The following is a 23,061-nucleotide window of genomic DNA, read 5'->3' as shown; positions in this document are numbered from 1 at the left end:
CTCTAAGGTTGATATTAAAAACTCACAAACAATACGGTTATCAATCGAAAGTCATTTCAAGACCCAAACCACGCAATTCGTGCAACAATACGTTGAATGACTCAGGTAATCCCGGTTCAACGCTGTTATCGCCTTTTACGATTGCTTCGTATGTTTTGGCTCTACCCACAATATCATCCGATTTTACGGTCAAGATTTCTCGTAGAATGTTTGAAGCACCGAAAGCTTCCAATGCCCAAACCTCCATCTCACCAAAACGCTGACCACCAAATTGTGCTTTACCGCCAAGTGGTTGTTGAGTAATTAATGAGTATGGCCCAATAGAACGAGAGTGCATTTTGTCGTCAACCATGTGACCAAGTTTCAGCATGTATATCACACCAACCGTGGTTCTTTGATCAAATCGTTCACCTGTCAAACCGTTGTACAAATACGTTGAACCGTTTGTCGGGATTCCAGATTCTTTCACATACTTTTCGATGTCTCCTTCTGTGGCTCCGTCAAAAATTGGTGTGGCAAAAGTTAATCCTAACTCTTTTCCTGCCCATCCCAAAACGGTTTCATATATCTGACCCAAGTTCATACGTGAAGGTACGCCCAGCGGGTTCAAAACAATATCTACCGGAGTTCCGTCTTCCAAGAAAGGCATGTCGGCTTCTGGAACGATGCGGGCAACAATACCCTTGTTTCCGTGGCGACCGGCCATCTTATCTCCCACTTTCAACTTTCTTTTGTTGGCCAAATAAACCTTTGCCATTTGAAGGATACCCGTTGGAAGCTCGTCTCCAACACTGATAGCAAAGTGCTGACGTTTGTAGTCGGTTGTAACCTCGTTTAACTTAAGTTTAAAGTTGTTTAAGGTTTCAGAAATCAACTTATTCTTGGATTCGTCTGATGTCCAGCCGTTGTATGAAACAGTGCTGTAATCAATATCTGCCAATAATTTTTGAGTAAACTTTGTTCCTCTTGGTATTACCTCTTCAAAGTATAAGTTTGAAACTCCTTGTGAGGTTCTTCCGTTTACCACTTTGAAAAGTTTTTCAACCAATACGGCTTTAAGTTTCGTTACATTTTTCTCGTGTTCTGCATCAAGTTTAGACAATTTCACTTTGTCATCCGCTTTGATGGTTTTGTCTTTCTTTACCCGAGAAAATAGTTTTTTGTCGATAACAATACCTGCCGTAGATGGCGAGGCTTTTAAACTGGCATCCTTTACGTCACCGGCTTTATCACCAAAAATGGCTCTCAAAAGTTTCTCTTCTGGAGATGGTTCTGACTCGCCTTTTGGAGTGATTTTACCGATAAGAATGTCTCCTTCTTTTACACGAGCACCAATTCTAATCAAACCGTTTTCGTCGAGGTTTTTTGTTGCCTCTTCGCTTACGTTTGGAATATCATTGGTTAGCTCTTCCTCTCCTCGTTTTGTATCTCGAACTTCAAGTTCGTATTCAACGATATGGATTGAAGTGAAATAGTCATCCTTAACAACTTTTTCTGAAATTACAATCGCATCCTCAAAGTTGTATCCTTGCCACGGCATAAAAGCTACTTTTAGGTTTCTACCCAATGCAAGCTCGCCATTATCTGTGGCATATCCATCGCACAACACTTGTCCTTTCGATACTCTATCACCTTTTTTAACAATAGGTCTTAAGTTGATACAAGTATTTTGGTTTGTACGTTGAAATTTGGTAATAGGATATGATTTAACCTCGCCAATAAAGGATACGGTTTTTTGATCTTCGTCTAAATCGTATCTAATTCTTATTTCGTTGGCATCAACATATTCAACCACTCCGTCACCTTCTGAATTGATAAGGTTTCGAGAATCTTCTGCAATTTTTTGCTCAAGTCCTGTTCCAACAATTGGTGCTTCCGGACGAAGCAATGGAACAGCTTGACGTTGCATGTTAGAACCCATCAACGCACGGTTGGCATCGTCATGCTCCAAAAATGGAATTAATGATGCTGCAATAGAAACGATTTGATTTGGAGCTACGTCCATATAATCGACTTCTTCCGGTTTTACAATCGGATAGTCCGCTTCGTTTCTGGCTTTTACCTCACCATTGGCAAATTCGTTGGTTTTTGTCAATGGGGCGTTGGCTTGAGCAATGATTCTTCCATCTTCTTCCTCTGCACTCAAGAAAGTAACATCATCGGCAACCTTTCCACCTTCTACTTTTCGATAAGGTGTTTCGATAAAGCCCATGCTGTTGATTTTTGCATGTACACATAGCGAAGAAATCAAACCAATGTTTGGTCCCTCTGGTGTTTCGATTGTACACAACCGACCATAGTGGGTATAATGAACGTCACGAACCTCAAAACCGGCTCTATCTCTCGATAAACCACCGGGTCCAAGTGCCGACATTCTTCTTTTGTGCGTTATCTCTGCCAATGGATTGGTTTGATCCATAAACTGAGACAACTGGTTGGTTCCAAAAAATGAATTGATAACCGAAGAAAGGGTTCTTGCATTTATCAAATCTGTTGGGGTAAATACCTCGTTATCCCGAATATTCATTCTTTCGCGAATAGTTCGAGCCATACGAGCTAAGCCCACACCAAATTGAGCGTAAAGTTGCTCACCAACGGTTCGCACCCTTCTGTTGCTCAAATGGTCAATATCGTCCACATCCGTACGAGAGTTACTCAACTCTATCAGATATTGGATTATGCTGATGATGTCTTCTTTTGTTAAAACTCGGATATCATCAGGAGTATTCAATTTTAGTTTTTTGTTGATTCTATATCTACCAACATCCCCCAAATCATATCTTTTATCAGAAAAGAACAATCTGTCAATAATACCACGAGCTGTTTCTTCATCTGGTGGATCAGTGTTTCTTAACTGACGGTAGATATGCTCGACGGCTTCTTTACCACTATTGGAGGTATCTTTTTGGAGTGTGTTGTGAATAATAGCAAAATCATTTTTGCTATTGCTTTCATTACTTAAAATAACGGTTTTAACGCCGGCATCAATGATTTCATCTACATGCTCATTTTCAATAATGGTGTCACGCTCAATGATTACCTCATTTCGCTCAATAGACACAACCTCTCCAGTATCCTCATCCACAAAGTCTTCAATCCATGATCTTAGAACTCTTGCAGCGAGTCGTCTTCCTACACATCTTTTTAGAGCTGCTTTTGAAACTTTTACCTCTTCGGCCAAGCCAAAGATGTCAAGAATATCTTTATCAGTTTCGTAGCCAATAGCACGTAAAAGAGTTGTTACCGGAAACTTTTTCTTACGGTCAATATATGCATACATAACGTTGTTCACGTCAGTAGCAAACTCAATCCAGCTACCTTTAAACGGAATTACCCTTGCAGAGTAAAGTTTTGTTCCGTTGGTATGATAGCTTTGAGCAAAGAACACCCCTGGCGAACGGTGTAGTTGTGAAACAATAACACGCTCAGCACCATTAATAATGAATGTTCCTCGAGGAGTCATATAGGGTAGCGTACCCAAATAAACATCCTGAACTATGGTTTCAAAATCTTCGTGTTCTATATCATTACACGAAAGTTTTAGTTTAGCCTTTAGAGGCACGGCATAGGTTAAGCCTCTGTCAATACATTCGGCAATGGTATAACGTGGGGGGTCGATGAAATAATCCAAAAACTCCAACACAAATATGTTTCGCGAATCCGTAATAGGAAAGTTTTCGCTAAACACCTTAAAGAGTCCTTCATTAACTCTATCTTCTGATGATGTTTCAAGTTGGAAAAACTCTTGAAACGATTTCACCTGCACATCCAGGAAGTCAGGGTATTTTACCACTTCCGGTATTCGTGCAAAATTGATTCTTTGTTTTTTGTTCTGAACTGTTGACAAGGCTTTAATATTTAATGGATTAGGAAATAATTTATGGAGTAGTTAAAAGTAGGATGCTAAAAAACACAGATAGACCCACGGATTTCTCCGGGGTCTTTCTCTGTTAATTATTTGTTTTCTTACTTAATTTCAACTTCTGCTCCAGCTTCTTCAAGTTTAGCTTTCAAAGCGTCTGCTTCGTCTTTAGCTACGTTTTCCTTGATTTCTTTTGGAGCTCCGTCAACTATTTCTTTAGCTTCTTTCAAACCTAAACCTGTAAGTTCTTTTACAACCTTAACTACGTTTAGTTTTGAAGCACCTGCTGATTTCAATACAACTGTAAATTCAGTTTTCTCTTCAGCTGCATCAGCACCAGCATCACCTGCCGCAGCAGGTCCAGCAACAGCAACAGCCGCAGCTGCAGGCTCAATGCCATATTCGTCTTTCAAAATGTCGGCTAATTCTTTTACTTCTTTAACGGTAAGGTTAACCAACTGTTCTGCAAATGATTTTAAATCTGCCATTTTTTTAGTTTTAATAAAGTTTTTACTTAATAAAATTAATTTTCTCTATCGGATAAAGTTTTAAGAAGCCCAGCCAATGTGCCACCACCTGATTGAAGTGCTGAAATAACATTTTTGGCAGGTGATTGAAGAAGTCCGATAATTTCTCCAATCAAATCTTCTTTAGATTTGTAATTGATAAGTCCTTCTAATTGGTTATCACCAATATATACAGAGCTATCAAGGAATGCACCCTTCAACACCGGTTTAGTTCCTTTCTTGCGAAAGTCTTTAATAGCAATTGCCGGTGCTTTTGGATTGGAAGCGAATAAGAGTGCTGTTGTCCCTTTAAGGGTATCAGTAAGATCTCCCCAATCTTTCTCGGCTCTCACTAATGCCTGTTTTATTAGGGAATTCTTAGCTACTTGCATTTTAACTCCATTTTTGTGGAGCATTCGTCTTAGCTCATTGTTTGAATTTGCTGTTAACTCTGAGCTATCGGTAACGTATATAAACTCATACTTGTTAAAACTATCAACAAGTTGGTCTATCAACTGGTCTTTTTCCTCTCGTGTCATTTTCTTTTAGCTTAAAAAATTAAATTCCTGGAACACTACTAACGTCAACCTTAATGCCCGGACTCATTGTGCTAGACATTGTAATAGACTGAAAATACGTACCTTTTGCCGCAGATGGTTTCAATCTGTGAAGGGTTTGGATAAATTCTTTGGCATTGTCCTGAATTTTATCTGGACTAAAGGATACTTTTCCTATAGCACTATGAATTATACCAGTTTTATCAACTTTGAAATCTATTTTACCCGCTTTTACCTCGGTAACCGCCTTGCCCACTTCCATGGTTACGGTTCCTGATTTTGGGTTTGGCATTAAGTTTCTTGGTCCTAAAATTCTACCAAGACGACCTAATTTGGCCATAACGCTGGGCATGGTAATGATAACGTCAACGTCAACCCAACCACCACTAATTTTTTCGATGAAATCATCTAAACCTACGTGGTCTGCTCCGGCAGCTTTTGCCTCTTCCTCTTTGTCGGGGGTGCAAAGCACCAATACTCTAACGTCTTTACCAGTTCCGTGAGGTAGAGAAGCTACACCACGAACCATTTGATTTGCCTGACGTGGGTCAACACCCAATTTAACGTCTAAATCTACCGATGAATCGAACTTTGTAAAGGTAATTTCCTTTACCAAGTTCGATGCCTCACTTAAGCTATAAAGCCTTTCTTTATCAACTTTAGCAAGGGCTTGTTTTCTTTTTTTAGAAATTTTTGCCATTACTTTTTAAACGATAATTATTAGTTATCTTCCGGAAACTGTCCGGTAACAGTTATTCCCATGCTTCTAGCAGTTCCTGCCACCATTCGCATGGCCGATTTTACTTCAAATGCATTTAAATCGGGCATTTTGTCTTCTGCAATGGTTCGTACTTGATCCCAAGTTACCTTAGCAACTTTTCTTCTGTTAGGCTCTGCCGACCCACCTTTTAATTTGGTCAACTCCAAAAGTTGCGATGCAACGGGTGGAGTTTTAATAATAAAGTCAAATGATTTATCTTGGTAAACTGTAATTACAACCGGTAATATTTTACCAGGTCTATCTTGAGTTCTTGCATTAAATTGTTTGCAAAAATCAACAATGTTTACTCCTTTAGAACCCAATGCCGGTCCAATTGGAGGAGCTGGATTTGCTGCTCCACCTTTAACTTGCAGTTTTACGTAACCTGTAATTTGCTTTGCCATTTCTTTATTATTCTTTTTCTACTTGAACGTAGTTTAATTCTAATGGCGTTTTTCTTCCGAAAATCTTCACCATTACTTTCAATTTTTTCTTTTCTTCGTTAACCTCTTCAATTACGCCATTGAAACCGCTAAACGGCCCGTCGTTCACCTTCACCATTTCTCCAACAATGAAAGGTTCTATCATTGTTCCTCCAGTTTCGTTGGCCTCGTCAACCTGACCCAAAATTCTATTTACCTCAGATTGTCTCATTGGTATGGGGCTTCCATCTTCATCCCCCAAAAAACCAACCACTCCGTTAATTGCTTTTATGGTTGGCAATACCTCTCCCACTAAGTTGGCATGGATTAATATGTATCCCGGAAAATAATTTTTCTCTCTTGAGGTCTTTTTTCCGTTTTTTATTTCATAAACTCGTTCGGTTGGTATCAATATTTGAGGAACATAGTCGGTCAGTTTTTCAAATGCCAACTCCGACTCAATCATGGCCTTTACCTTCTTTTCTTGTCCGGTAATTGCCCTAACCACATACCATTTAAAATCGCTCGATACTTGTTCCATTAATCTATAAATTTAACTACAAATTTATTTAGGTTAAAAATTTGTAAATAACTCCTGTTATTAGGTCGGAGGTTTTGTCAAGGATATAGATTATGGCGGCAAAAACCAATGATGCCACCAATACAATCTTTGTGCTTTGCATCAATTCATCCCAAGTTGGCCAACTTACCTTGTTGAGCAACTCATCCTTGGTTGTGTACCATAAATTTCTTAGCTTCTCCATTATGAAAATATCTTTCGGTAAAACGTTTTGCAGGAGAGACAGGACTCGAACCTGCAACTTGCGGTTTTGGAGACCGCTGCTCTACCAATTGAACTACTCTCCTATATTGGTATAGCCGACGGAAAACCATCGGCTATACAATACATTTTGTTTTTTGCTATTAGTCTAAGATTTCAGTTACTTGACCCGCACCAACGGTTCTACCGCCTTCACGAATCGCAAACTTCAAACCTTTTTCCATTGCCACGGTGCTCAACAATTCAACTGTGATTGTTACGTTATCACCTGGCATAACCATTTCTGTTCCTTCTGGCAATTTAATCTCACCAGTAACGTCGGTTGTTCTCAAATAAAACTGTGGACGGTATTTGTTAAAGAATGGAGTGTGTCGTCCACCTTCTTCTTTTGAAAGTACGTAAACCTCGGCTTTAAATTTAGCGTGTGGTTTTACTGAACCTGGTTTTACAATTACCATACCTCTTCGGATATCGGTTTTTTCTATACCTCTCAAAAGCAAACCAGCGTTGTCTCCAGCTTCACCTCTGTCAAGAAGTTTTCTAAACATCTCAACACCTGTTACAGTTGAAGTAAGTTTTTCGGCACCCATACCAATAATTTCTACTGGCTCACCTACTTTAATAACACCTCTTTCGATTCTTCCTGTTGCAACAGTACCACGACCTGTGATAGAAAACACGTCCTCAACTGGCATCAAGAAATCTTGATCAACCAATCGTGGAGGAAGTGGAATCCATTCGTCAACGGCATCCATCAACTGCTCAATGCTGCTAACCCATTTAGCGTCACCGTTCAATCCACCAAGAGCCGAACCTTTGATAATTGGTGTATTGTCAGCGTCGAAACCGTAGAAATCCAACAATTCACGGATTTCCATTTCAACTAATTCTAACAATTCTTCATCATCAACCATGTCAACTTTGTTCATAAAGATAACCAAACGAGGTACACCAACTTGACGTGCAAGAAGGATGTGCTCTTTTGTTTGAGGCATTGGTCCATCAGTAGCAGCAACCACCAAGATAGCACCATCCATTTGAGCAGCACCTGTAACCATGTTTTTCACATAGTCAGCGTGACCTGGACAATCTACGTGAGCGTAGTGTCTCTTCTCTGTTTGATACTCAATGTGAGCCGTGTTGATTGTAATACCTCTTTCTTTCTCTTCAGGTGCAGAGTCAATTGTGTCGAAGTCTTTCTTTTCAGCAAGACCTTTACTAGCCAATACGTTTGAAATTGCAGCTGTCAAAGTTGTTTTACCGTGGTCAACGTGACCAATTGTTCCAATATTTACGTGGGGTTTGGAACGGTCAAATGTTTCTTTAGCCATGACTTAAAAATAAATTACTGTTCTTTTTAAAATTTTTATACCTATCAAATTGTGAGGATTATTTTAAACTTTTTGCGATTTGCTCAGAGCCAATGATGGGAATTGAACCCACGACCTCTTCCTTACCAAGGAAACGCTCTACCCCTGAGCTACATCGGCATCACGAGCGGGAGACGAGGCTCGAACCCGCGACCTACAGCTTGGAAGGCTGTCGCTCTACCAACTGAGCTACTCCCGCATTTGCCTTCATCCCGATTTTAGTCGAGACTTAGTTTCTTTTTTAGCTACCCTTCTGCTCTACCATCCCGATAACTATCGGGAGAGCTACTCCCGCATTTGCCTTCATCCCGATTTTAGAGAGATTTCGATTTCAACCTTCGCTTAATTCCAATTTTTATTGATTTAAAGCAAAAGGATGTTGGGAGTGCTACTCCCGCATTAGCTTTTTTCAGTCTCCAAAAGAGGAATCCTCATTAACTCCTTTGGATATTTCAAAAAACAATGTTGTGGGGAGGGTAGGATTCGAACCTACGTAGCCGAAGCAACGGATTTACAGTCCGTCCCATTTGACCGCTCTGGTACCTCCCCAAAACAAGAGCCACCTGTCGGACTCGAACCAACGACCGGCTGATTACAAATCAGCTGCTCTACCAGCTGAGCTAAGGTGGCTTTTATGTTTAAGCTATAAAAAATACTTTCTTGACTTTTGCCTTAGAATCTATTTTTAAATAGCCCCTCTTTTTTTGGGATGGCAAAAGTACACTTTATTTATTTTGTTATCAACAAAAAATAAAAAATATTTTATGAGACGGTTACGACCCGCTCCTTATACTTTTTTATCTGAACCTTCAAAGCCTCTAAGGCCATATCTGTAGCGGCTTCAAAGCTATTTGAAGTTTGTGTTTTGAATATGCTCTGATTTTGAACATTTACCTTTATTTCTACGGTTTTATTCTCCTTAGTGTGATTGTTTTCGAGTTTCAGGTAAACTTGCGAATCGACAATTGAATCAGAAAACTGTTCCAATTTGTTTAATTTTCTTTCTATGTACTCAACAAGTTTATGGTCGGCTTTAAAATGAATTGATTGAATTTCTATACGCATATTATTAGTAATTAGGATTTGGGGTGTAATTTATGAATTTTCTTTAAATGTACAATATCACTTTGGGCATAAATTTGTGTTGATGCCAAACTACTGTGACCTAAAAGTTCCTTAATTGCCGAAATTTCAGCCCCATTTTGTAGGAGGTGTGTGGCAAAACTGTGCCGCAATATGTGAGGACTTTTTTTTGACACTTTTGAAAATTTCGTAAGCATTTTGTTAACGCAATTATAAACCCATTTATCATAAAGAGGTTTTCCGCTTTTCGGTAAAACAAAGAAATTGTCGGACGAATAATTTTGAGCATGGTATGCACTTAGAATTTGAACAAGTTCTTGTCCGATTGGAACAATTCTCTCCTTTTTTCCTTTTCCAAAAACTTTTATATGCCCTGCACTCAAATCAACATTCCGGGTCTTCAAACCAATTAGTTCTGCACGTCTGATGCCGGTTCCATAAAGAAGGCTAATTACCGCAACCTCCAAATTGCCAATTTCGGAATCTTTAAGTGCATCAAAAAATTGATTCATTTCCGAAACCCGAGCATACTGAGGTATTCGTTGTGGAACTTTCAAATTTCGCACCTCTGTTGCGGGATTGGCTTGAATGAATTGCTGCCGAACAAGGTATCGATAAAAGGATTTGAGCGTGCTTAGTTTTCTATTAATGGATGTGGGCTTGAGTTTTTGGTCGGATAGGCTGACAACCCACGTTCTGATTTGGTTTGGCTTTACTTCCAAAAGATTTACGTTGCCTGCATGTATTTCTATGAACGAAGCAAAATGATCTAAATCTTTGCTATATGCCTCAACCGTATTGGGGGAATAGGATTTTTGATATTTCAAATAATCCAAAAAAGGATGTATGTAGTCGGAAGCAGCCATAAACAATAGCTGCAAGATACGATTTATTTATTTGAAAAAAACCGGTGTTAAAATTAATTATTAAGGCTTTGTTTGTATCGAGCCTTAATCAATTGTTGACGCTTTTTAATCGATGGTTTGGTAAATTGCTTTCTATCACGCAATTCTCGCATAACACCAGTTCGCTCAAATTTCTTTTTGAACTTCTTTAAAGCCTTTTCAATTGATTCGTTTTCTTTTACTTGTACAACTAACATATTGTCTCTCCGATTTTTTTTAAGGGCTGCAAAGTTGCAATTATTTTTTACACTTTGCAAATGTTTTATTTTTATGAAGGGTAAATATTACCCCAAACCTCTTCATTATTTAAGTATATGCCTACCAATTACCAACTTTTGTATCTCTGACGTACCCTCGCCTATGGTGCAAAGTTTTGAGTCGCGATAATATTTTTCGGCAGGAAAGTCTTTTGTATATCCGTATCCTCCAAAAATTTGAACCCCGTCGGTTGAAACTTCAACAGATATTTCGCTGGCATAATATTTTGCCATGGCCGACTCTTTGGTCATTGGTTTTTTCAAGTTTTTTAAATATGCAGCCTGCAAAGTCAATAATTCGGCACATTCTATTTTGGTAGCCATATCCGCCAATTTGAAGCCTATGGCTTGATGTTCGCCAATTGGTTTGCCAAATTGCTCTCGCTCTTTTGCATATTTTAACGCTGCCTCATAAGCTCCTTGTGCAATGCCTATGGACAATGATGCAATGCTTATTCGGCCACCATCCAACACTTTCATGGCCTGTATAAATCCCTCTCCTTCATTGCCCAACATGGCTGATTGATGCACCCGACAATTGTCGAAAAACAAACAGGCCGTCTCCGATGCCCGCATTCCAAGTTTGTTTTCTTTTTTGCCGCCGGAAAATCCAGGTGTGCCTTTTTCAATTACAAAGGCAGTCATCCCATGAGAATCACCTTTTTCGCCGGTTCGAACAATGACCACAGCTACATCTCCACTGATGGCGTGGGTAATAAAGTTTTTAGAGCCATTCAGCACCCAATACTCTCCATCTTTTACCGCCGTAGTGGCCATACCTCCGGCATCACTTCCAGTTCCGGTTTCTGTAAGACCCCAGGCTCCTATAAACTGTCCTGTTGCTAACTTTGGTAAATATTTTTGTTTTTGTTCTTCGTTGCCAAATGCCAATATATGACCGGTGCAAAGCGAGTTGTGTGCAGCCATTGATAGACCAATGCTTCCGCACACTTTCGACATTTCAATAATGGCGGTCATATATTCAAAATAGCCAAAGCCCGAACCTCCATATTCATGAGGTACCAAAATCCCCATCAGGCCGAGTTCACCCATTTTTCGGAAGGTATCCACAGGAAAATGTTGATTTTCGTCCCATTCCATAAAGTATGGTCTGATTTCTTTTTCCGCAAACTGCCGCACCATGTCAGCAATCATTTTTTGATTTTCTGTTTGTTCAAAATTCATTTTGAATTTGTGATTAAGAGTTCGCGAATTTAGGACTATGCCCAAAAATATTAAACCTTTTGGATAAACTTAGGAAAATATCTGACGTTGTCAGGACATGAAAACAGCTCTATATTTCGCCAACCACCGCTTCAGTAACGTTGATAATGTGGTCGCCAACACGTTCTAATGAAGAGAAAATGTTGTTATAAATCATTGCCGTTTCAACATCGTAGTTTTCGGTGCCAATCAAATCCAAATTGTGATTGCGAAGTTTGTTTCGCAACTTGTTGATTTTTGTTTCCAACTCGTTGGCCTTTTGTTTCGACACTTCATCGTAATCATCGTTGCCAACATTGGCAATCATTATTTCAAAAGCCTCTTTTATTAATTGCTGCATGGCCAATAAATTCTCACGTTGCTCAGGCAAGAAGTATTTTTTCTCCTCATTTTTTCGTTCAAGCGTCTTGGCCATCTGAAAATAAATGTCACCAATACGTTCCAAATCATTGGCAATGTTTAAGAATGAGCGGAGTTTTACCGATGTTTCCGGGGTTATTTCCTTATCCGACAGTTTGGTAATGTATTCCGCAATTTCTATTTCAATACGATCGGTGATACTCTCGTATTTGCTTATTTTCTTTCTTAAATCTCTACGCTCCTTGTCATTTTTTGCTTCTATCAATTGCCCCAAAAAGTCATTCATCTTGGCAGCTACTTGCGAAAAATGAGTCGATTCTCTTTGTAGCTGAGTGATAGCCAACTCAGGTGTAATGATGGGTGAAGAAATGTATGTCAACTTCTCAACATGGCTGTCTTCATCCACTTTTTCTTTAACTGTTTTTGTGGCAAGTTTTACCAACCATGGCACAAACCCTATTAGCAGCATAACATTTAGTGTATTAAACGATGTGTGGAAAGCGGACAATCCTAAAGCCATTCCAGAGGCCTGAGTTGGATCTTCAAACCCAATATATATCAAAAATTTAATCAAAAGTGGTAAGAACAGCGGAAGTATTGTAACCATCCAGGCCACACCAATAATATTAAACAAAGAGTGAATACGAGCTGAACGTTTTGCAGTGGTGCTGCCAACCAAAGAGGCTAATTCGGCAGTTATTGTTGTTCCAATATTTTCTCCAAGAATCATGGCCGCGGCCACATCAAGCGGTAACCACCCTTGCGTACACATGGTCAATGTAATAGCCATGGCCGCACTTGATGATTGGATAATGATGGTCAAAACCGTACCAACTAATACAAAAAACAACCTTGAGAAAATGCCATGTTTAGAAAAATTCTGCAACCAACTTAATACTTCAGGATTGTGCTTTAAGTCTGGTACTGAATCTTTTAAATAATTTAATCCTAAGAATAATATTGCGAAACCAATAATAAACTCACCCCAAAATTTGACTTTTCCTTTGTTTGCAAAAAGCATCGGAACACCAATAGCCAAAAGCGGAATGGAATATGCCTCCAATTTCACTTTAAAACCCAACAAAGAAACCAACCATCCGGTTATAGTAGTTCCGATATTGGCTCCCATCATTACTCCGGCAGACTCCATCAACGACAATAATTGTGCGTTTACAAAACTCACGGTCATCACCGTGGTTGCTGAGGATGATTGCACTAAAGCTGTGATGATAAAGCCCGTGAAAACGCCCAAGAAACGATTCTTGGTCATGTTTTTCAAAATACTTCTCATCTGATTTCCCGCCGCTCGCTGAATACCTTCACTCATCAGCTTCATACCATAAATAAAGAAAGCTAACGAACCTAAAATCTGAATTACATTACTAAAACCAAATTCCATCTTACTTTTGAATTGTTTTTATAAAATTACTGGGAGTTACATACTCCCTTTTTTATCGCTGCAAATAAAGTCATAGTTTGCTTAATCTTGACTCAATTAACCCATTTAGGTAATGTTAAATTTGTGTTAAGAAACAACAAAATGCTCCTTTTTTGACAATATTTTAACTTTCTATATTTTCTAAATTATTGATTACAATACACTTATACTCAAGCATGCCTTTTGTGTGGTTGTGGAAAGTCTTTACCTTTCAAATTTTTTGAAGCCAGCAAAACGCTGCTTTTTTGCACCACATTAATTGTACATTAAAAAATTGTTATGAAATTGTTCAAAATTGCAAGTTCTGTTTTTGTTTGCCTCTTGCTTACGCATGTTTCATCAAAAGCCCAAACAAAATTTGGAAAAGGACTTTCTTTTGTCAATCAAGATTCGACTGCGAGTCTTTTGTTTCACTTTAGAATCCAAAATCTTTACACTTTTAATTATTCATCTAGTGATAATTCTTGGTCTCAAAATGCCATGGTACGTAGATCAAGACTAAAATTTGATGGTTTTGCCTTTAATCCAAGACTAAAATATAAATTGGAGCTAGGCCTTACCAGCAACGATATAAGCGTAAATAAAGAAGCTGGACAAACTAAAGATGCATCGAGAATCATTTTGGATGCGGTTTTTAAATACCAGCTAAATAAAAACTGGCAGGTTTGGTTTGGACAAACCAAACTACCAAGCAACAGAGAGCGGGTTGTTTCTTCCGCAAACCTTCAATTTGTCGATAGATCTATTCTAAATGGCTCTTTTAATATCGATCGAGATATGGGTATTCAATTGCATGGTAAGTTTAATATTAAGAAAATTGTTGTTCGACCAATATTTTCGGTAAGCAATGGTGAGGGTAGAGATTTAACAGAAGGTAATCATGGAGGCTCTTGTTATACTTCAAGACTAGAAATATTGCCCTTTGGATCGTTTGAAGGCAAAAATCAAGATTACGTATTAAGTGATCTAACCCGTCAACAAAAGCCTAAGTTGGCAATGGGTATGACCTATAACAAAAATGTTAACGCTATCCGACAGCAAGGTCAGTTGGGAAGTTTTGTTACTGACTCACTGGGCAAATTTGTAGCCAACACTTTAGAGCAGTTTGAAGCTGATTTAGTATTCAAATATTCTGGATTTTCTGTATTGGCCGAGTATGCAACCCAAAGTGCACAAAAGCAACTAAACAATTTGTCAAGCAAGTTTATTACGGGTACTGGGCTGAGCATTCAAGCCGGCTATCTGATAAAATCAAATTGGGAATTTGCTGCCAGATTTTCAAATCAAACACCCGATGACAAAACCTTTTCAGCATTAAAAGAACTTAGTGAATATACTCTGGGTTTATCAAAATATTTGGTTGGTCACTCATTAAAAATTCAAACAGATTATTCTATGATTGACAATGGTGGAATGAAACCAAATTATAGATTAAGATTTCAAATGGAAATGCAATTTTAGATTTTAAAATCTCTAAAATTTTGCACAAATGTTAGGTATTTAATTTTCAACTTAAGTTTATTTTTTATAATGGGAAAAGGTATTAATTTTAGAATTCTATTTACAATCTTTGTTGCTTCCGGACATTTGTTCGCAAATGCACAAAAAGTAAATCTCAATCAAGACGGAAGTGCTTGGTTAAAATTTGGTGGAAACCTACAAATATGGGGGAGATATACCGAGTTTAACTCCGGCACCATGCTTAGAAACAACTCTGTGGCGGGTGCCCCCGATTTGGTTATTCGCCGTTTGAGAATTCAAGCATTGGGTATGGTAACTCCCAAGGTGTTTATGCACATTCAGTTGGGTCAAAACAATGTCGATTTTAAAAATGGTTCACCCAATATTGCTCCGTTGGCCTTATTCGATTGCTTATCAGAATATCATTTTTCAGACAACCTTCATATTGGCGGTGGTCTCACAGGCTGGGGAGCCGGAGTAAATCGATATTCCGCCCAAAGCAGCAGTTCGCAGCTAACATTGGATGCACCAATTTATCAGCAATATAACCCCTCTGGCATCTACGGTAACCGAGGTATATCGGCTTATGCCAAAGGCACTGTAAAATCTATCAACTATGTGGTGGCAGTAACCAACCCTTATGTTTATACCAATTCTATTACCGCTTCTACAAACGCCAACCCAAAAGGCAACAACCTACAATATTTAAGTAGAGTGGAATATCAGTTTTGGGAAAAAGAATCGATTGCAGAACCCTTTACAAAAGCTACCTATTTGGGCAAAAAGGATGTTTTTAATGTAGCGTTGGGCTATATGCACCAAAAAGATGCCATGGCCAGATTAAATGGCACCGACACCAGTTTGTCTAATATGGAAATTTTGGGTGCAGATGTTTTTATGGAAAAAAAATTAAATGAAAACGGCAGAGCCATTACCATTTACACGGCCTACACCAATATGAATTTTGGAACCAATTATTTACGAACCATTGCTACTCCAAATCCTGCCACACAAGGGGCAGGAAACGGATTTTTTGGCATCGGAACCGGAAGTGTTTTGTACGCACAGATTGGCTATTTGTTTGATAAATCTGACAAAAACGACCACAGAATCCAACCGTATATTAGTGTTGAAATGGGTGACTTCGAAGCTCTAAAAACTCCGATGAATATGTATGATGCCGGGGTAAACTTTTATCTTCAAGACAAATTAGGTCCGAAGTTTACATTAGGTTATCAAAATAGACCGGTTTACACATCAAATGCCTCCGGCTTGATGGAGCAAACAGAGCGTAAAGGTATGTACACCTTGCAGTTTCAAGTAAATATCTAACGTTTTTCAATTTCATAAAAAAGGCTGCCTCATATTGAATGAGGCAGCCTTTTTTTTGCTTAAACCGTAAAATCTTTGGCAAATGTTTTTATCTCTTCTCTGGTTTTTCTAAACGCTGCGATAAGCCGCTGGGCAGTGCCTTCAGCCTTTGACGGGTCTTTAAAATTGTGATGAATGCGTTGCCCGTTTCCTGAAAAAATGGGGCAAACCTCGTTGGCATGGTCGCAAACGGTTATAATCAAATCAAAATCTATTTTGGGCAATTCTTCAATTGTTTTGGATGCGTGTTTTGAAAGGTCAATTCCGTCTTCCAGTAATATGCCCATGGCAAACGGATTAAGGCCATGTTTTTCTATTCCGGCAGAATAAACGTCAAATCTATCGCCGTGATAAAGCCGAAAATAGGCTTCTGCCATTTGACTTCGGCAGCTATTTCCGGTGCAGAGCACCAGCAGGTTTTTCTTTTGCATAGTTTTTAAAAATGAATATTGAAAGAAGCATTCCCATCATGGGAGCTGAAATAAAAATCAACAACTGCGTATAATTGTTGGTGGCCAACGCCGGGCCAAAACTACGTGCCGGGTTCATCCCCAAAGTGGTATAAAGTCCGGCCAAATATACGTTTACACCCACAACTAAACTTACCAAAAAAGGGGCATAGCGTTCCATTTTTTCTGTAAACAAAATGGTAAGCATCAAAGTAAAGCTAAAACCAAACTCGGTCAAAAACTGCCATCCGGCATTAACCTTCGGAATATTATTGCCCACCAATTCCGGATTTCCAAAGAACATTTTTATAGTAAAGGCAGCCAGCACCGCCCCAACAAATTGGACTGCCCAAAAAGCCATTAGGTTCTTGCTTGCCAGATTGCCTTTTGCCCAAAATGCCAATGATACAGCCGGATTAAAATGGGTAGAACCTAATTTTTTCATAGTCAAAATAGGAATTAAAACGGCCAAAAACCATGAAATAGCTATAAAAACTAAAGGCCAGGTTTTGCCGATTGTCTCTGCACCACAGCCAATTAAGACCAACAAAAAAGTTCCTAAAAATTCTGACAAATAACTCCGTATCATTTGTATTTCTGCAATGCTTTCACAGCCTTATACGCCGCTTTCAACTGCCGAAACATTACCAAACCGTGGTGTGCAAAGAGCGATAACTTTACCGACGGTTCTCCACCAAATCGGTCGTTAAAGTGGATGTTGACCCATTTTATACCAAACGTATTTTTTTGATACGTGCTGATTAAGATGTTGGCTAAATGAAAGTCTTTCGGAACATGGTCAACCACTTTTTTTAAGGTAGAAATATGCATAAACCGATAAGGAACGTTGGCATCTTTTACCCAAACTCGGGTAGCAAACCAAATAAAAATGCTCACTATTCGCGATATATAAAACCGTTTCATGCCATCGTCTCTTGTTTTTCGGTAGCCGTAAACCACCTGATTTTGAGAAGATTGCTTTACCAGGTCGGCAAAATAATTGGGATTGCATTGGCCATCGCTATCCATTTGAAAAACCCAATCGGCATTATTTTCTATAGCCAGCTTATACCCAAAAATACACGACTGTCCGTGTCCGGAATTGGGCTTGTCCACCACTTTTATTTCAGGGTTTTGTGCCGCATACTGGTTGGCAATTTCAAGGCTTTTATCTTTCGACCCATCGTTTAAAACGCAAAAAACAAAGTTGTTCAGATTTTTTCTGAATACGGGAAGCCACTCGTCTAAAACGTGGGCTAACGATTCCTCTTCATTGTAAACGGGCATTATTACCCAAACCAACTCATTTTGCTGCATCTTTCATTATTTGTTGGGCAGTTTCAAGAGCCATTTCAATGGCTTCGTCGGTATTAATGTAAAGATACCTTGCCAAACGGCCCGCAAAATAGACTTTATTTTCGGCATTTTCCTTGTCGGCCAGGGCCTTGTATTTTGCATAAAGTGCAGCATTTTCGTCTGCCGGAACTGGGTAGTAAGGGTCGCCATCCCAGGTTGGCACTTCATACGAAATAACCGTATTGTCGCTTTTTTGGGCGGTAACATGTTTTATTTCTACCGAACGGGTGTATTCGTGATCGTTTGGATAATTTATTTGAACACAAGGTTGTTTGTACTCTTCCTTAAATTCTTTAAACGAAATATCGAGCGACCGCCATGGCAATTTGCCCAATTCAAAATTAAAATACGCATCAACAGGGCCTGAATAAAGCGTGGCTATACGCGGCTTTATTTCATTTCTGACATCGTTAAAATCGGTGTTCAACTGCACTTCTATCAACGGGTGGTCAATCATGTTGTGGAACATTTGGGTAAATCCTGCCTTTGGTGTAAGCTGATATTCGTGGTCAACATACCGAATGTCTTTGTTAAACCGAACAGGTATTCGGCCGCATACCGATTTGTTTAAATCTTTTGGATGTGTTTCCCATTGTTTAAGCGTATAGTTTAAATAAAATGCCTCATACAGTTCTTTACCAACTCTTGATAGCACAAACTCTTCGGAGTTTCTGGGGTCGGCATTTTCATCACGAATTTCGTTTAAAAAAGCCTCGGCTTCTTCTGCCGTAAATTCTCGATTAAAAAACTGTCCCAGCGTGAGTAAATTGATAGGGAACGGATATAATTCTCCATTAAAATAACTCTTAACCTCATAATTTCCCGGTATCCAGTCGGTGTATTGCCCGAGATAGTCAATCAGTTCCTTTTTGTTTGATCGAAAATAATGCGGGCCGTATTGATGAATCAGCACACCACTTTCGTGCACTCGGTCGTAACAGTTTCCGGCAATATGGTCGCGTTTGTCAATAATAAGGCAGCTCCAACCCTTGGTTTTGGCCAATCGCTCGGCCACCACACAGCCCACCGGTCCTGCTCCTACAATGAGGATGTCGTACTGTTTCGTCATCTTACAAAGGAATATTTCCGTGTTTCTTTTTAGGTAGTTTATCCACCTTGTTTTCCAACATTTTAAAGGCTTTTATCAGCTTTGCACGGGTTTCTTCGGGCAAAATCACCTCGTCGATAAAACCTCTTTCTGCCGCCCGATAGGGGTTTGCAAAAATATTGGCATACTCTTCCTCTTTGTCTTTCCATGCCTGCTCGCTGTTGGCAGCTTCCGATATTTCTCTCTTAAAAATAATTTCCGCAGCACCTTTTGCACCCATTACAGCTATTTCGGCACTCGGCCATGCAAAGTTCATATCGGCACCAATGTGTTTGCTATTCATCACGTCATACGCACCGCCATAAGCCTTTCGGGTAATAACGGTTACTCTCGGCACGGTGGCTTCGCTAAAGGCATAGAGCAACTTTGCTCCGTTGGTAATAATGGCATTCCACTCTTGATCGGTGCCGGGCAAAAATCCGGGAACATCTTCAAACACCAATAATGGGATGTTAAACGCATCGCAAAAACGCACAAATCTCGCCCCTTTTTGGCTCGATTTTACGTCTAAAACTCCGGCCAAAAAAGCAGGCTGGTTGGCAATAACCCCAATGCTTCGGCCACCCAATCGGGCAAAACCTACCACAATGTTTTCGGCAAAATCTTTATGCACTTCAAAAAAAGAAGCCTCATCTATCACCCCGTTTATCACATCTCGCATATCATACGGCTGATTGGCATTTTCAGGAACGATTTTGTCTAATTCCGGTCGAATTTCAGCGGTTACGTTATACTCGTTTTGAGGTGCTTGTTCTTCACAGTTTTGTGGAATGTAGCTCATCAATTTTTTGATTTGCTCCAACACCAACACCTCGTTGGCTGCCGTGAAATGTGCCACCCCAGACTTGGTGGAATGCACAGAAGCACCCCCCAAATCTTCGCTCGAAACCTCCTCGTTGGTAACGGTTTTTACTACGTTTGGTCCCGTTACGAACATATACGAAGTGTCTTCCACCATCATAATAAAATCGGTAATGGCTGGGCTATAAACCGCACCACCTGCACAAGGCCCCATGATGGCCGAAATTTGTGGAACAACCCCGCTGGCCAATGTATTTCGATAAAAAATATCGGCATAGCCGCCCAATGAAACCACGCCTTCCTGAATCCGAGCCCCACCACTATCGTTGAGTCCAATAACCGGGGCACCGTTTTTCATGGCCATGTCCATGATTTTGCAAATTTTTTCGGCATGAGTTTCCGACAACGAGCCACCAAAAACGGTAAAATCTTGCGAAAAAACATAAACCAATCGTCCGTTGATGGTGCCATAACCTGTCACCACTCCATCGCCCAAATAATGTTGTTTATCCAGTCCAAAGTCGGTGCTTCGGTGTTTTACAAAAGCACCAATTTCTTCAAACGAATTTTTATCAAGCAAATAATCCAACCGCTCTCGGGCAGTCAGTTTTCCTTTACTGTGCTGCGATTCGATGCGTTTTTCGCCTCCACCCAGTTTCGATTCGGTGCGTTTGCGAAGCAGCTTTTCTCTTTTTTGTTCTTTATTCATTGTGCATTAAGAGCGGATAGCGGTTTCAAATGTTCGGCTACAAATTAAATTCAAAATGATTATTTTGTGGGCTACATCATTAAATAATTTAAAGTAGATAATCGGCCCGAAATTTATAGTTACCTTCAAAATGTTTTGTTTTTTTTAGGTTGAGAGAGAATAATACTCAACTTTATTGGTTGTATTGAAAGGTAAAATGAAGGTAAAGTTTATATTCCAAATATTTTTGCTTCAAATTGTTTATTTATCGTGCGTAAATAATTCAACCAATACTGAGGGCAATTACATAGAAAAAAAATCCGACTCAATAAGGTTTGATACGATTATTGCATCGCCTAAGTCAATCTATGTTGATCAATTTTCAAACAGCCGATTAAGCATTTATCGCCAAAAATTGGATAGTTTGTTTCGATATGTTGATTCTGAACTGAGATACAAATTGGTGTGCGATACACTTGATAATGAAATATTTACTAGGATTGAATATCGTTTTGAATTGTCAAAAAAATGGAGAAGTTTAAACACACGGTTTAGTGTTTATCAATTCAAATCAAGAGATAGTGCAAAATGGTTTTTTAACGACTTATACACCCAGCAGCACATCTACGATTTTGGCATAGATAAAACCGATCATTATGTGGTTCGAAATGGAAAAATACTCATTTGGCATCATTTTAATTCACCTTATTCGCATAAGTTTAAGGATATTATAGCTCAATTTATTGAAACATTCAACATTACCTGTGGCAATGATTCTGACAGTATGATAGCAGAAAACTGTTGCCAGAATTGGAACGATATAAAAAAAATACCAAAAGAAATTTGTAGAAACTGGCGGCCGGTTTTGATAGGATATGTTTTGGATACCACAACCCAATACGATTGTTGGTATGTAAAACCAGGTATTTCTGAACTCAAAAAGAAACCAGTAATTGAAAAATTGAACCATGAAACACCCATCGAAATCATAGAAAAATCGATGAAAATAAATAATACTGAATTGGGATTTGACTACATTCAACAACTAACTTTTCCGAGTTCGGAACTTTATTTTAAACACTTGAAAGAGGAGAAAAAGAGCGAAGCATTAAACGATTTTTTTGAGATTAATGAAACTCTACCACCGGGTAAAATAAATGTATTTAGGCTTAGGACAAGAATGGTTACAATCTACCAATTGTCGAATCACCAAATTTTGCTCCAATACGGAGCGTATTTGTACAGGCTAAACGAGGCGGAACAAGTTAAGTAGGGTTTTATTAGAAATGGTAGTTTCTTCAAACGAATTTTTATCAAGCAAATAATCCAACCTCTCTCGGGCAGTCAGTTTTCCTTTGCTGTGCTGCGATTCGATGCGTTTTTCGCCCCACCCAGTTTCGATTCGGTGCGTTTGCGAAGCAGCTTTTCTCTTTTTTGTTCTTTATTCATTGTGCATTAAGAGCGTTCAAAAGGTCGTCGGTCAGTTCAAGATTATGATATACGTTGGTTACATCGTCGTCTTCTTCAAATTTTTCGATGGTGGCCAGTACTTTTTTGGCCGATTCTACATCCAAGGCCGTGGTGCTTGTGGGTATTCGCTGCAAATCGGCACTGGTGGCTTCTAAGGCTATTTCTTCCAGTTTTTTTTGCATCATGCCAAAATCTTCAAAACCCACGGTAACAGAAAGGCCTTCATCGGTTGGCTCTATCTCTTCGGCTCCACCTTCAATCAATTCCAATTCAAGCTCCTCAGCATTCCATTTGGCAATATTTTCTTTAGAAAAAGTAAAAACACCTTTTTGGTCAAAAATAAAACTCAATGAGCCATTGGTGCCAAGGCTTCCGCCACTTTTGGTATAAATGGAGCGAATATTGGCCACTGTTCGGTTGAGGTTGTCGGTCATGGTTTCTACAAAAATGGCAATGCCGTTTGGCCCATACCCTTCATAATTGATAGGCTGCAAATTGGCACCTTCGCCGCCCACCCCTTTTTTGATGGCACGTTCGATGGTATCTTTTGGCAGGTTGGCACCTTTGGCATTTTGCACGGCCAATCGCAGCGTTGGGTTGGAGGCAATATCGCCTCCACCATCGCGAGCGGCCACGGTTATTTCTTTTATTATCCGTGTCCAAACCTTTGAGCGGCGGGCATCTTGTGCCGCCTTTCTGTGCTTGATATTTGCCCACTTGCTATGGCCTGCCATGCTTTTTTTCTTTGTGCTGCAAATTAAGTGAAGTTTTTGGTAGAGATGTTAGTTCTCGGCAATGAATTAGCTGCTATGCGATGTTAGAAACTATAATC

22 protein-coding genes and 5 tRNA genes are annotated in these 23,061 nt (G+C 39.4%); 3 read left to right on the top strand and 24 right to left on the bottom strand.

Going from position 1 to position 23,061, the window contains the following annotated elements:
- Positions 1 to 40: 40 nt before the first annotated feature.
- The 18 genes from rpoB to H6607_01150 form a co-directional block, all read right to left on the bottom strand.
- On the bottom strand, positions 41 to 3,847 hold the full coding sequence (gene rpoB, locus H6607_01235; GenBank protein MCB9260984.1) for a DNA-directed RNA polymerase subunit beta: 3,807 nt from the start codon (positions 3,845 to 3,847) through the stop codon (positions 41 to 43).
- 119 nt (positions 3,848 to 3,966) lie between these two features.
- Positions 3,967 to 4,350, bottom strand: a complete 384-nt coding sequence (gene rplL, locus H6607_01230; GenBank protein MCB9260983.1) for a 50S ribosomal protein L7/L12 — start codon at positions 4,348 to 4,350, stop codon at positions 3,967 to 3,969.
- A gap of 35 nt (positions 4,351 to 4,385) precedes the next feature.
- Positions 4,386 to 4,907, bottom strand: coding sequence for a 50S ribosomal protein L10 (locus tag H6607_01225; GenBank protein ID MCB9260982.1), 522 nt, complete (start codon positions 4,905 to 4,907; stop codon positions 4,386 to 4,388).
- 19 nt (positions 4,908 to 4,926) lie between these two features.
- Positions 4,927 to 5,625 carry a 50S ribosomal protein L1 gene (locus tag H6607_01220; GenBank protein ID MCB9260981.1) on the bottom strand — a complete coding sequence of 233 codons (699 nt, stop codon included), beginning with the start codon at positions 5,623 to 5,625 and terminating at the stop codon, positions 4,927 to 4,929.
- A 20-nt stretch (positions 5,626 to 5,645) separates the two neighbouring features.
- Positions 5,646 to 6,089: a 50S ribosomal protein L11 gene (rplK, locus tag H6607_01215; GenBank protein MCB9260980.1), complete on the bottom strand. Its 444-nt coding sequence runs from the start codon at positions 6,087 to 6,089 to the stop codon at positions 5,646 to 5,648.
- Between the two features lie 7 nt (positions 6,090 to 6,096).
- Positions 6,097 to 6,648: a transcription termination/antitermination factor NusG gene (gene nusG, locus H6607_01210; protein ID MCB9260979.1), complete on the bottom strand. Its 552-nt coding sequence runs from the start codon at positions 6,646 to 6,648 to the stop codon at positions 6,097 to 6,099.
- A 28-nt stretch (positions 6,649 to 6,676) separates the two neighbouring features.
- Entirely contained in the window at positions 6,677 to 6,871 is a 195-nt protein-coding gene (gene secE, locus H6607_01205; protein MCB9260978.1) for a preprotein translocase subunit SecE, read from the bottom strand.
- 30 nt (positions 6,872 to 6,901) lie between these two features.
- Positions 6,902 to 6,974, bottom strand: a tRNA-Trp gene (locus H6607_01200).
- A 57-nt stretch (positions 6,975 to 7,031) separates the two neighbouring features.
- On the bottom strand, positions 7,032 to 8,219 hold the full coding sequence (tuf, locus tag H6607_01195) for an elongation factor Tu (GenBank protein MCB9260977.1): 1,188 nt from the start codon (positions 8,217 to 8,219) through the stop codon (positions 7,032 to 7,034).
- A gap of 87 nt (positions 8,220 to 8,306) precedes the next feature.
- Positions 8,307 to 8,378, bottom strand: a tRNA-Thr gene (locus H6607_01190).
- Between the two features lie 6 nt (positions 8,379 to 8,384).
- A tRNA-Gly gene (locus H6607_01185) sits at positions 8,385 to 8,457 on the bottom strand.
- A gap of 269 nt (positions 8,458 to 8,726) precedes the next feature.
- Positions 8,727 to 8,807 (bottom strand) — tRNA-Tyr (locus H6607_01180).
- 8 nt (positions 8,808 to 8,815) lie between these two features.
- Positions 8,816 to 8,888: transfer RNA gene (locus H6607_01175), tRNA-Thr, on the bottom strand.
- 132 nt (positions 8,889 to 9,020) lie between these two features.
- Complete coding sequence (gene raiA / locus H6607_01170) at positions 9,021 to 9,323, bottom strand: ribosome-associated translation inhibitor RaiA (GenBank protein ID MCB9260976.1); 303 nt, start codon at positions 9,321 to 9,323, stop codon at positions 9,021 to 9,023.
- An 11-nt stretch (positions 9,324 to 9,334) separates the two neighbouring features.
- The gene (locus H6607_01165) at positions 9,335 to 10,207 is read right to left on the bottom strand and encodes a tyrosine-type recombinase/integrase (protein MCB9260975.1); all 873 of its coding nucleotides are present in this window, start codon (positions 10,205 to 10,207) and stop codon (positions 9,335 to 9,337) included.
- A 53-nt stretch (positions 10,208 to 10,260) separates the two neighbouring features.
- A complete protein-coding gene (locus tag H6607_01160) occupies positions 10,261 to 10,443 on the bottom strand; it encodes a 30S ribosomal protein S21 (protein MCB9260974.1) in 183 nt (60 codons plus the stop codon).
- 105 nt (positions 10,444 to 10,548) lie between these two features.
- Entirely contained in the window at positions 10,549 to 11,688 is a 1,140-nt protein-coding gene (locus tag H6607_01155; GenBank protein MCB9260973.1) for an acyl-CoA dehydrogenase family protein, read from the bottom strand.
- A 109-nt stretch (positions 11,689 to 11,797) separates the two neighbouring features.
- Positions 11,798 to 13,486 carry a Na/Pi cotransporter family protein gene (locus H6607_01150; protein ID MCB9260972.1) on the bottom strand — a complete coding sequence of 563 codons (1,689 nt, stop codon included), beginning with the start codon at positions 13,484 to 13,486 and terminating at the stop codon, positions 11,798 to 11,800.
- Between the two features lie 318 nt (positions 13,487 to 13,804).
- Here H6607_01150 and H6607_01145 point away from each other — a divergent pair, with 318 nt between their 5' ends.
- Positions 13,805 to 14,986, top strand: a complete 1,182-nt coding sequence (locus H6607_01145; GenBank protein MCB9260971.1) for an FmdC precursor — start codon at positions 13,805 to 13,807, stop codon at positions 14,984 to 14,986.
- A gap of 69 nt (positions 14,987 to 15,055) precedes the next feature.
- Entirely contained in the window at positions 15,056 to 16,318 is a 1,263-nt protein-coding gene (locus tag H6607_01140) for a hypothetical protein (protein MCB9260970.1), read from the top strand.
- Positions 16,319 to 16,377: 59 nt separating this feature from the next.
- Here H6607_01140 and H6607_01135 read toward each other — a convergent pair whose 3' ends face one another.
- Genes H6607_01135 through H6607_01115 form a run of 5 tightly spaced genes read right to left on the bottom strand, consistent with a single transcriptional unit; the run spans position 16,378 to position 20,780 of the window.
- Complete coding sequence (locus H6607_01135) at positions 16,378 to 16,788, bottom strand: arsenate reductase ArsC (GenBank protein MCB9260969.1); 411 nt, start codon at positions 16,786 to 16,788, stop codon at positions 16,378 to 16,380.
- Positions 16,748 to 17,395 carry an aquaporin gene (locus H6607_01130; GenBank protein ID MCB9260968.1) on the bottom strand — a complete coding sequence of 216 codons (648 nt, stop codon included), beginning with the start codon at positions 17,393 to 17,395 and terminating at the stop codon, positions 16,748 to 16,750. The genes H6607_01135 and H6607_01130 overlap by 41 nt, the downstream gene beginning before the upstream one ends.
- Positions 17,392 to 18,123: a glycosyltransferase family 2 protein gene (locus H6607_01125; GenBank protein ID MCB9260967.1), complete on the bottom strand. Its 732-nt coding sequence runs from the start codon at positions 18,121 to 18,123 to the stop codon at positions 17,392 to 17,394. Before H6607_01125 ends, H6607_01130 begins: the two co-directional genes overlap by 4 nt.
- Positions 18,110 to 19,231 (bottom strand): UDP-galactopyranose mutase, encoded by a 1,122-nt coding sequence (glf, locus tag H6607_01120; GenBank protein MCB9260966.1) that lies wholly within the window; start codon positions 19,229 to 19,231, stop codon positions 18,110 to 18,112. Before glf ends, H6607_01125 begins: the two co-directional genes overlap by 14 nt.
- 1 nt (position 19,232) lies before the next feature.
- A complete protein-coding gene (locus H6607_01115; protein MCB9260965.1) occupies positions 19,233 to 20,780 on the bottom strand; it encodes an acyl-CoA carboxylase subunit beta in 1,548 nt (515 codons plus the stop codon).
- A 196-nt stretch (positions 20,781 to 20,976) separates the two neighbouring features.
- On the opposite strand from H6607_01115, the gene H6607_01110 reads away from it, so the two are divergent.
- The gene (locus H6607_01110; protein MCB9260964.1) at positions 20,977 to 22,032 is read left to right on the top strand and encodes a hypothetical protein; all 1,056 of its coding nucleotides are present in this window, start codon (positions 20,977 to 20,979) and stop codon (positions 22,030 to 22,032) included.
- A gap of 172 nt (positions 22,033 to 22,204) precedes the next feature.
- Here H6607_01110 and H6607_01105 read toward each other — a convergent pair whose 3' ends face one another.
- Positions 22,205 to 22,963 (bottom strand): YebC/PmpR family DNA-binding transcriptional regulator, encoded by a 759-nt coding sequence (locus H6607_01105; protein ID MCB9260963.1) that lies wholly within the window; start codon positions 22,961 to 22,963, stop codon positions 22,205 to 22,207.
- Positions 22,964 to 23,061 lie beyond the last annotated feature (98 nt).

The organism is Flavobacteriales bacterium (genome assembly GCA_020635395.1).
In the GTDB taxonomy this organism is placed as follows: Bacteria; Bacteroidota; Bacteroidia; order NS11-12g; family UBA9320; genus UBA987.
Note: the sequence above shows the minus strand (reverse complement) of the source record. Positions and strands in the feature narration are given on the sequence as shown.

Coding starts and splice junctions, on each gene's coding strand:
- rplL (MCB9260983.1), bottom strand. CDS start 4,350: ATGGCAGATTTAAAATCATTTGCAGAACAGTTGGTTAACCTTACCGTT.
- H6607_01225 (MCB9260982.1), bottom strand. CDS start 4,907: ATGACACGAGAGGAAAAAGACCAGTTGATAGACCAACTTGTTGATAGT.
- H6607_01220 (MCB9260981.1), bottom strand. CDS start 5,625: ATGGCAAAAATTTCTAAAAAAAGAAAACAAGCCCTTGCTAAAGTTGAT.
- rplK (MCB9260980.1), bottom strand. CDS start 6,089: ATGGCAAAGCAAATTACAGGTTACGTAAAACTGCAAGTTAAAGGTGGA.
- nusG (MCB9260979.1), bottom strand. CDS start 6,648: ATGGAACAAGTATCGAGCGATTTTAAATGGTATGTGGTTAGGGCAATT.
- secE (MCB9260978.1), bottom strand. CDS start 6,871: ATGGAGAAGCTAAGAAATTTATGGTACACAACCAAGGATGAGTTGCTC.
- tuf (MCB9260977.1), bottom strand. CDS start 8,219: ATGGCTAAAGAAACATTTGACCGTTCCAAACCCCACGTAAATATTGGA.
- raiA (MCB9260976.1), bottom strand. CDS start 9,323: ATGCGTATAGAAATTCAATCAATTCATTTTAAAGCCGACCATAAACTT.
- H6607_01165 (MCB9260975.1), bottom strand. CDS start 10,207: ATGGCTGCTTCCGACTACATACATCCTTTTTTGGATTATTTGAAATAT.
- H6607_01160 (MCB9260974.1), bottom strand. CDS start 10,443: ATGTTAGTTGTACAAGTAAAAGAAAACGAATCAATTGAAAAGGCTTTA.
- H6607_01155 (MCB9260973.1), bottom strand. CDS start 11,688: ATGAATTTTGAACAAACAGAAAATCAAAAAATGATTGCTGACATGGTG.
- H6607_01150 (MCB9260972.1), bottom strand. CDS start 13,486: ATGGAATTTGGTTTTAGTAATGTAATTCAGATTTTAGGTTCGTTAGCT.
- H6607_01145 (MCB9260971.1), top strand. CDS start 13,805: ATGAAATTGTTCAAAATTGCAAGTTCTGTTTTTGTTTGCCTCTTGCTT.
- H6607_01140 (MCB9260970.1), top strand. CDS start 15,056: ATGGGAAAAGGTATTAATTTTAGAATTCTATTTACAATCTTTGTTGCT.
- H6607_01135 (MCB9260969.1), bottom strand. CDS start 16,788: ATGCAAAAGAAAAACCTGCTGGTGCTCTGCACCGGAAATAGCTGCCGA.
- H6607_01130 (MCB9260968.1), bottom strand. CDS start 17,395: ATGATACGGAGTTATTTGTCAGAATTTTTAGGAACTTTTTTGTTGGTC.
- H6607_01125 (MCB9260967.1), bottom strand. CDS start 18,123: ATGCAGCAAAATGAGTTGGTTTGGGTAATAATGCCCGTTTACAATGAA.
- glf (MCB9260966.1), bottom strand. CDS start 19,231: ATGACGAAACAGTACGACATCCTCATTGTAGGAGCAGGACCGGTGGGC.
- H6607_01115 (MCB9260965.1), bottom strand. CDS start 20,780: ATGAATAAAGAACAAAAAAGAGAAAAGCTGCTTCGCAAACGCACCGAA.
- H6607_01110 (MCB9260964.1), top strand. CDS start 20,977: ATGAAGGTAAAGTTTATATTCCAAATATTTTTGCTTCAAATTGTTTAT.
- H6607_01105 (MCB9260963.1), bottom strand. CDS start 22,963: ATGGCAGGCCATAGCAAGTGGGCAAATATCAAGCACAGAAAGGCGGCA.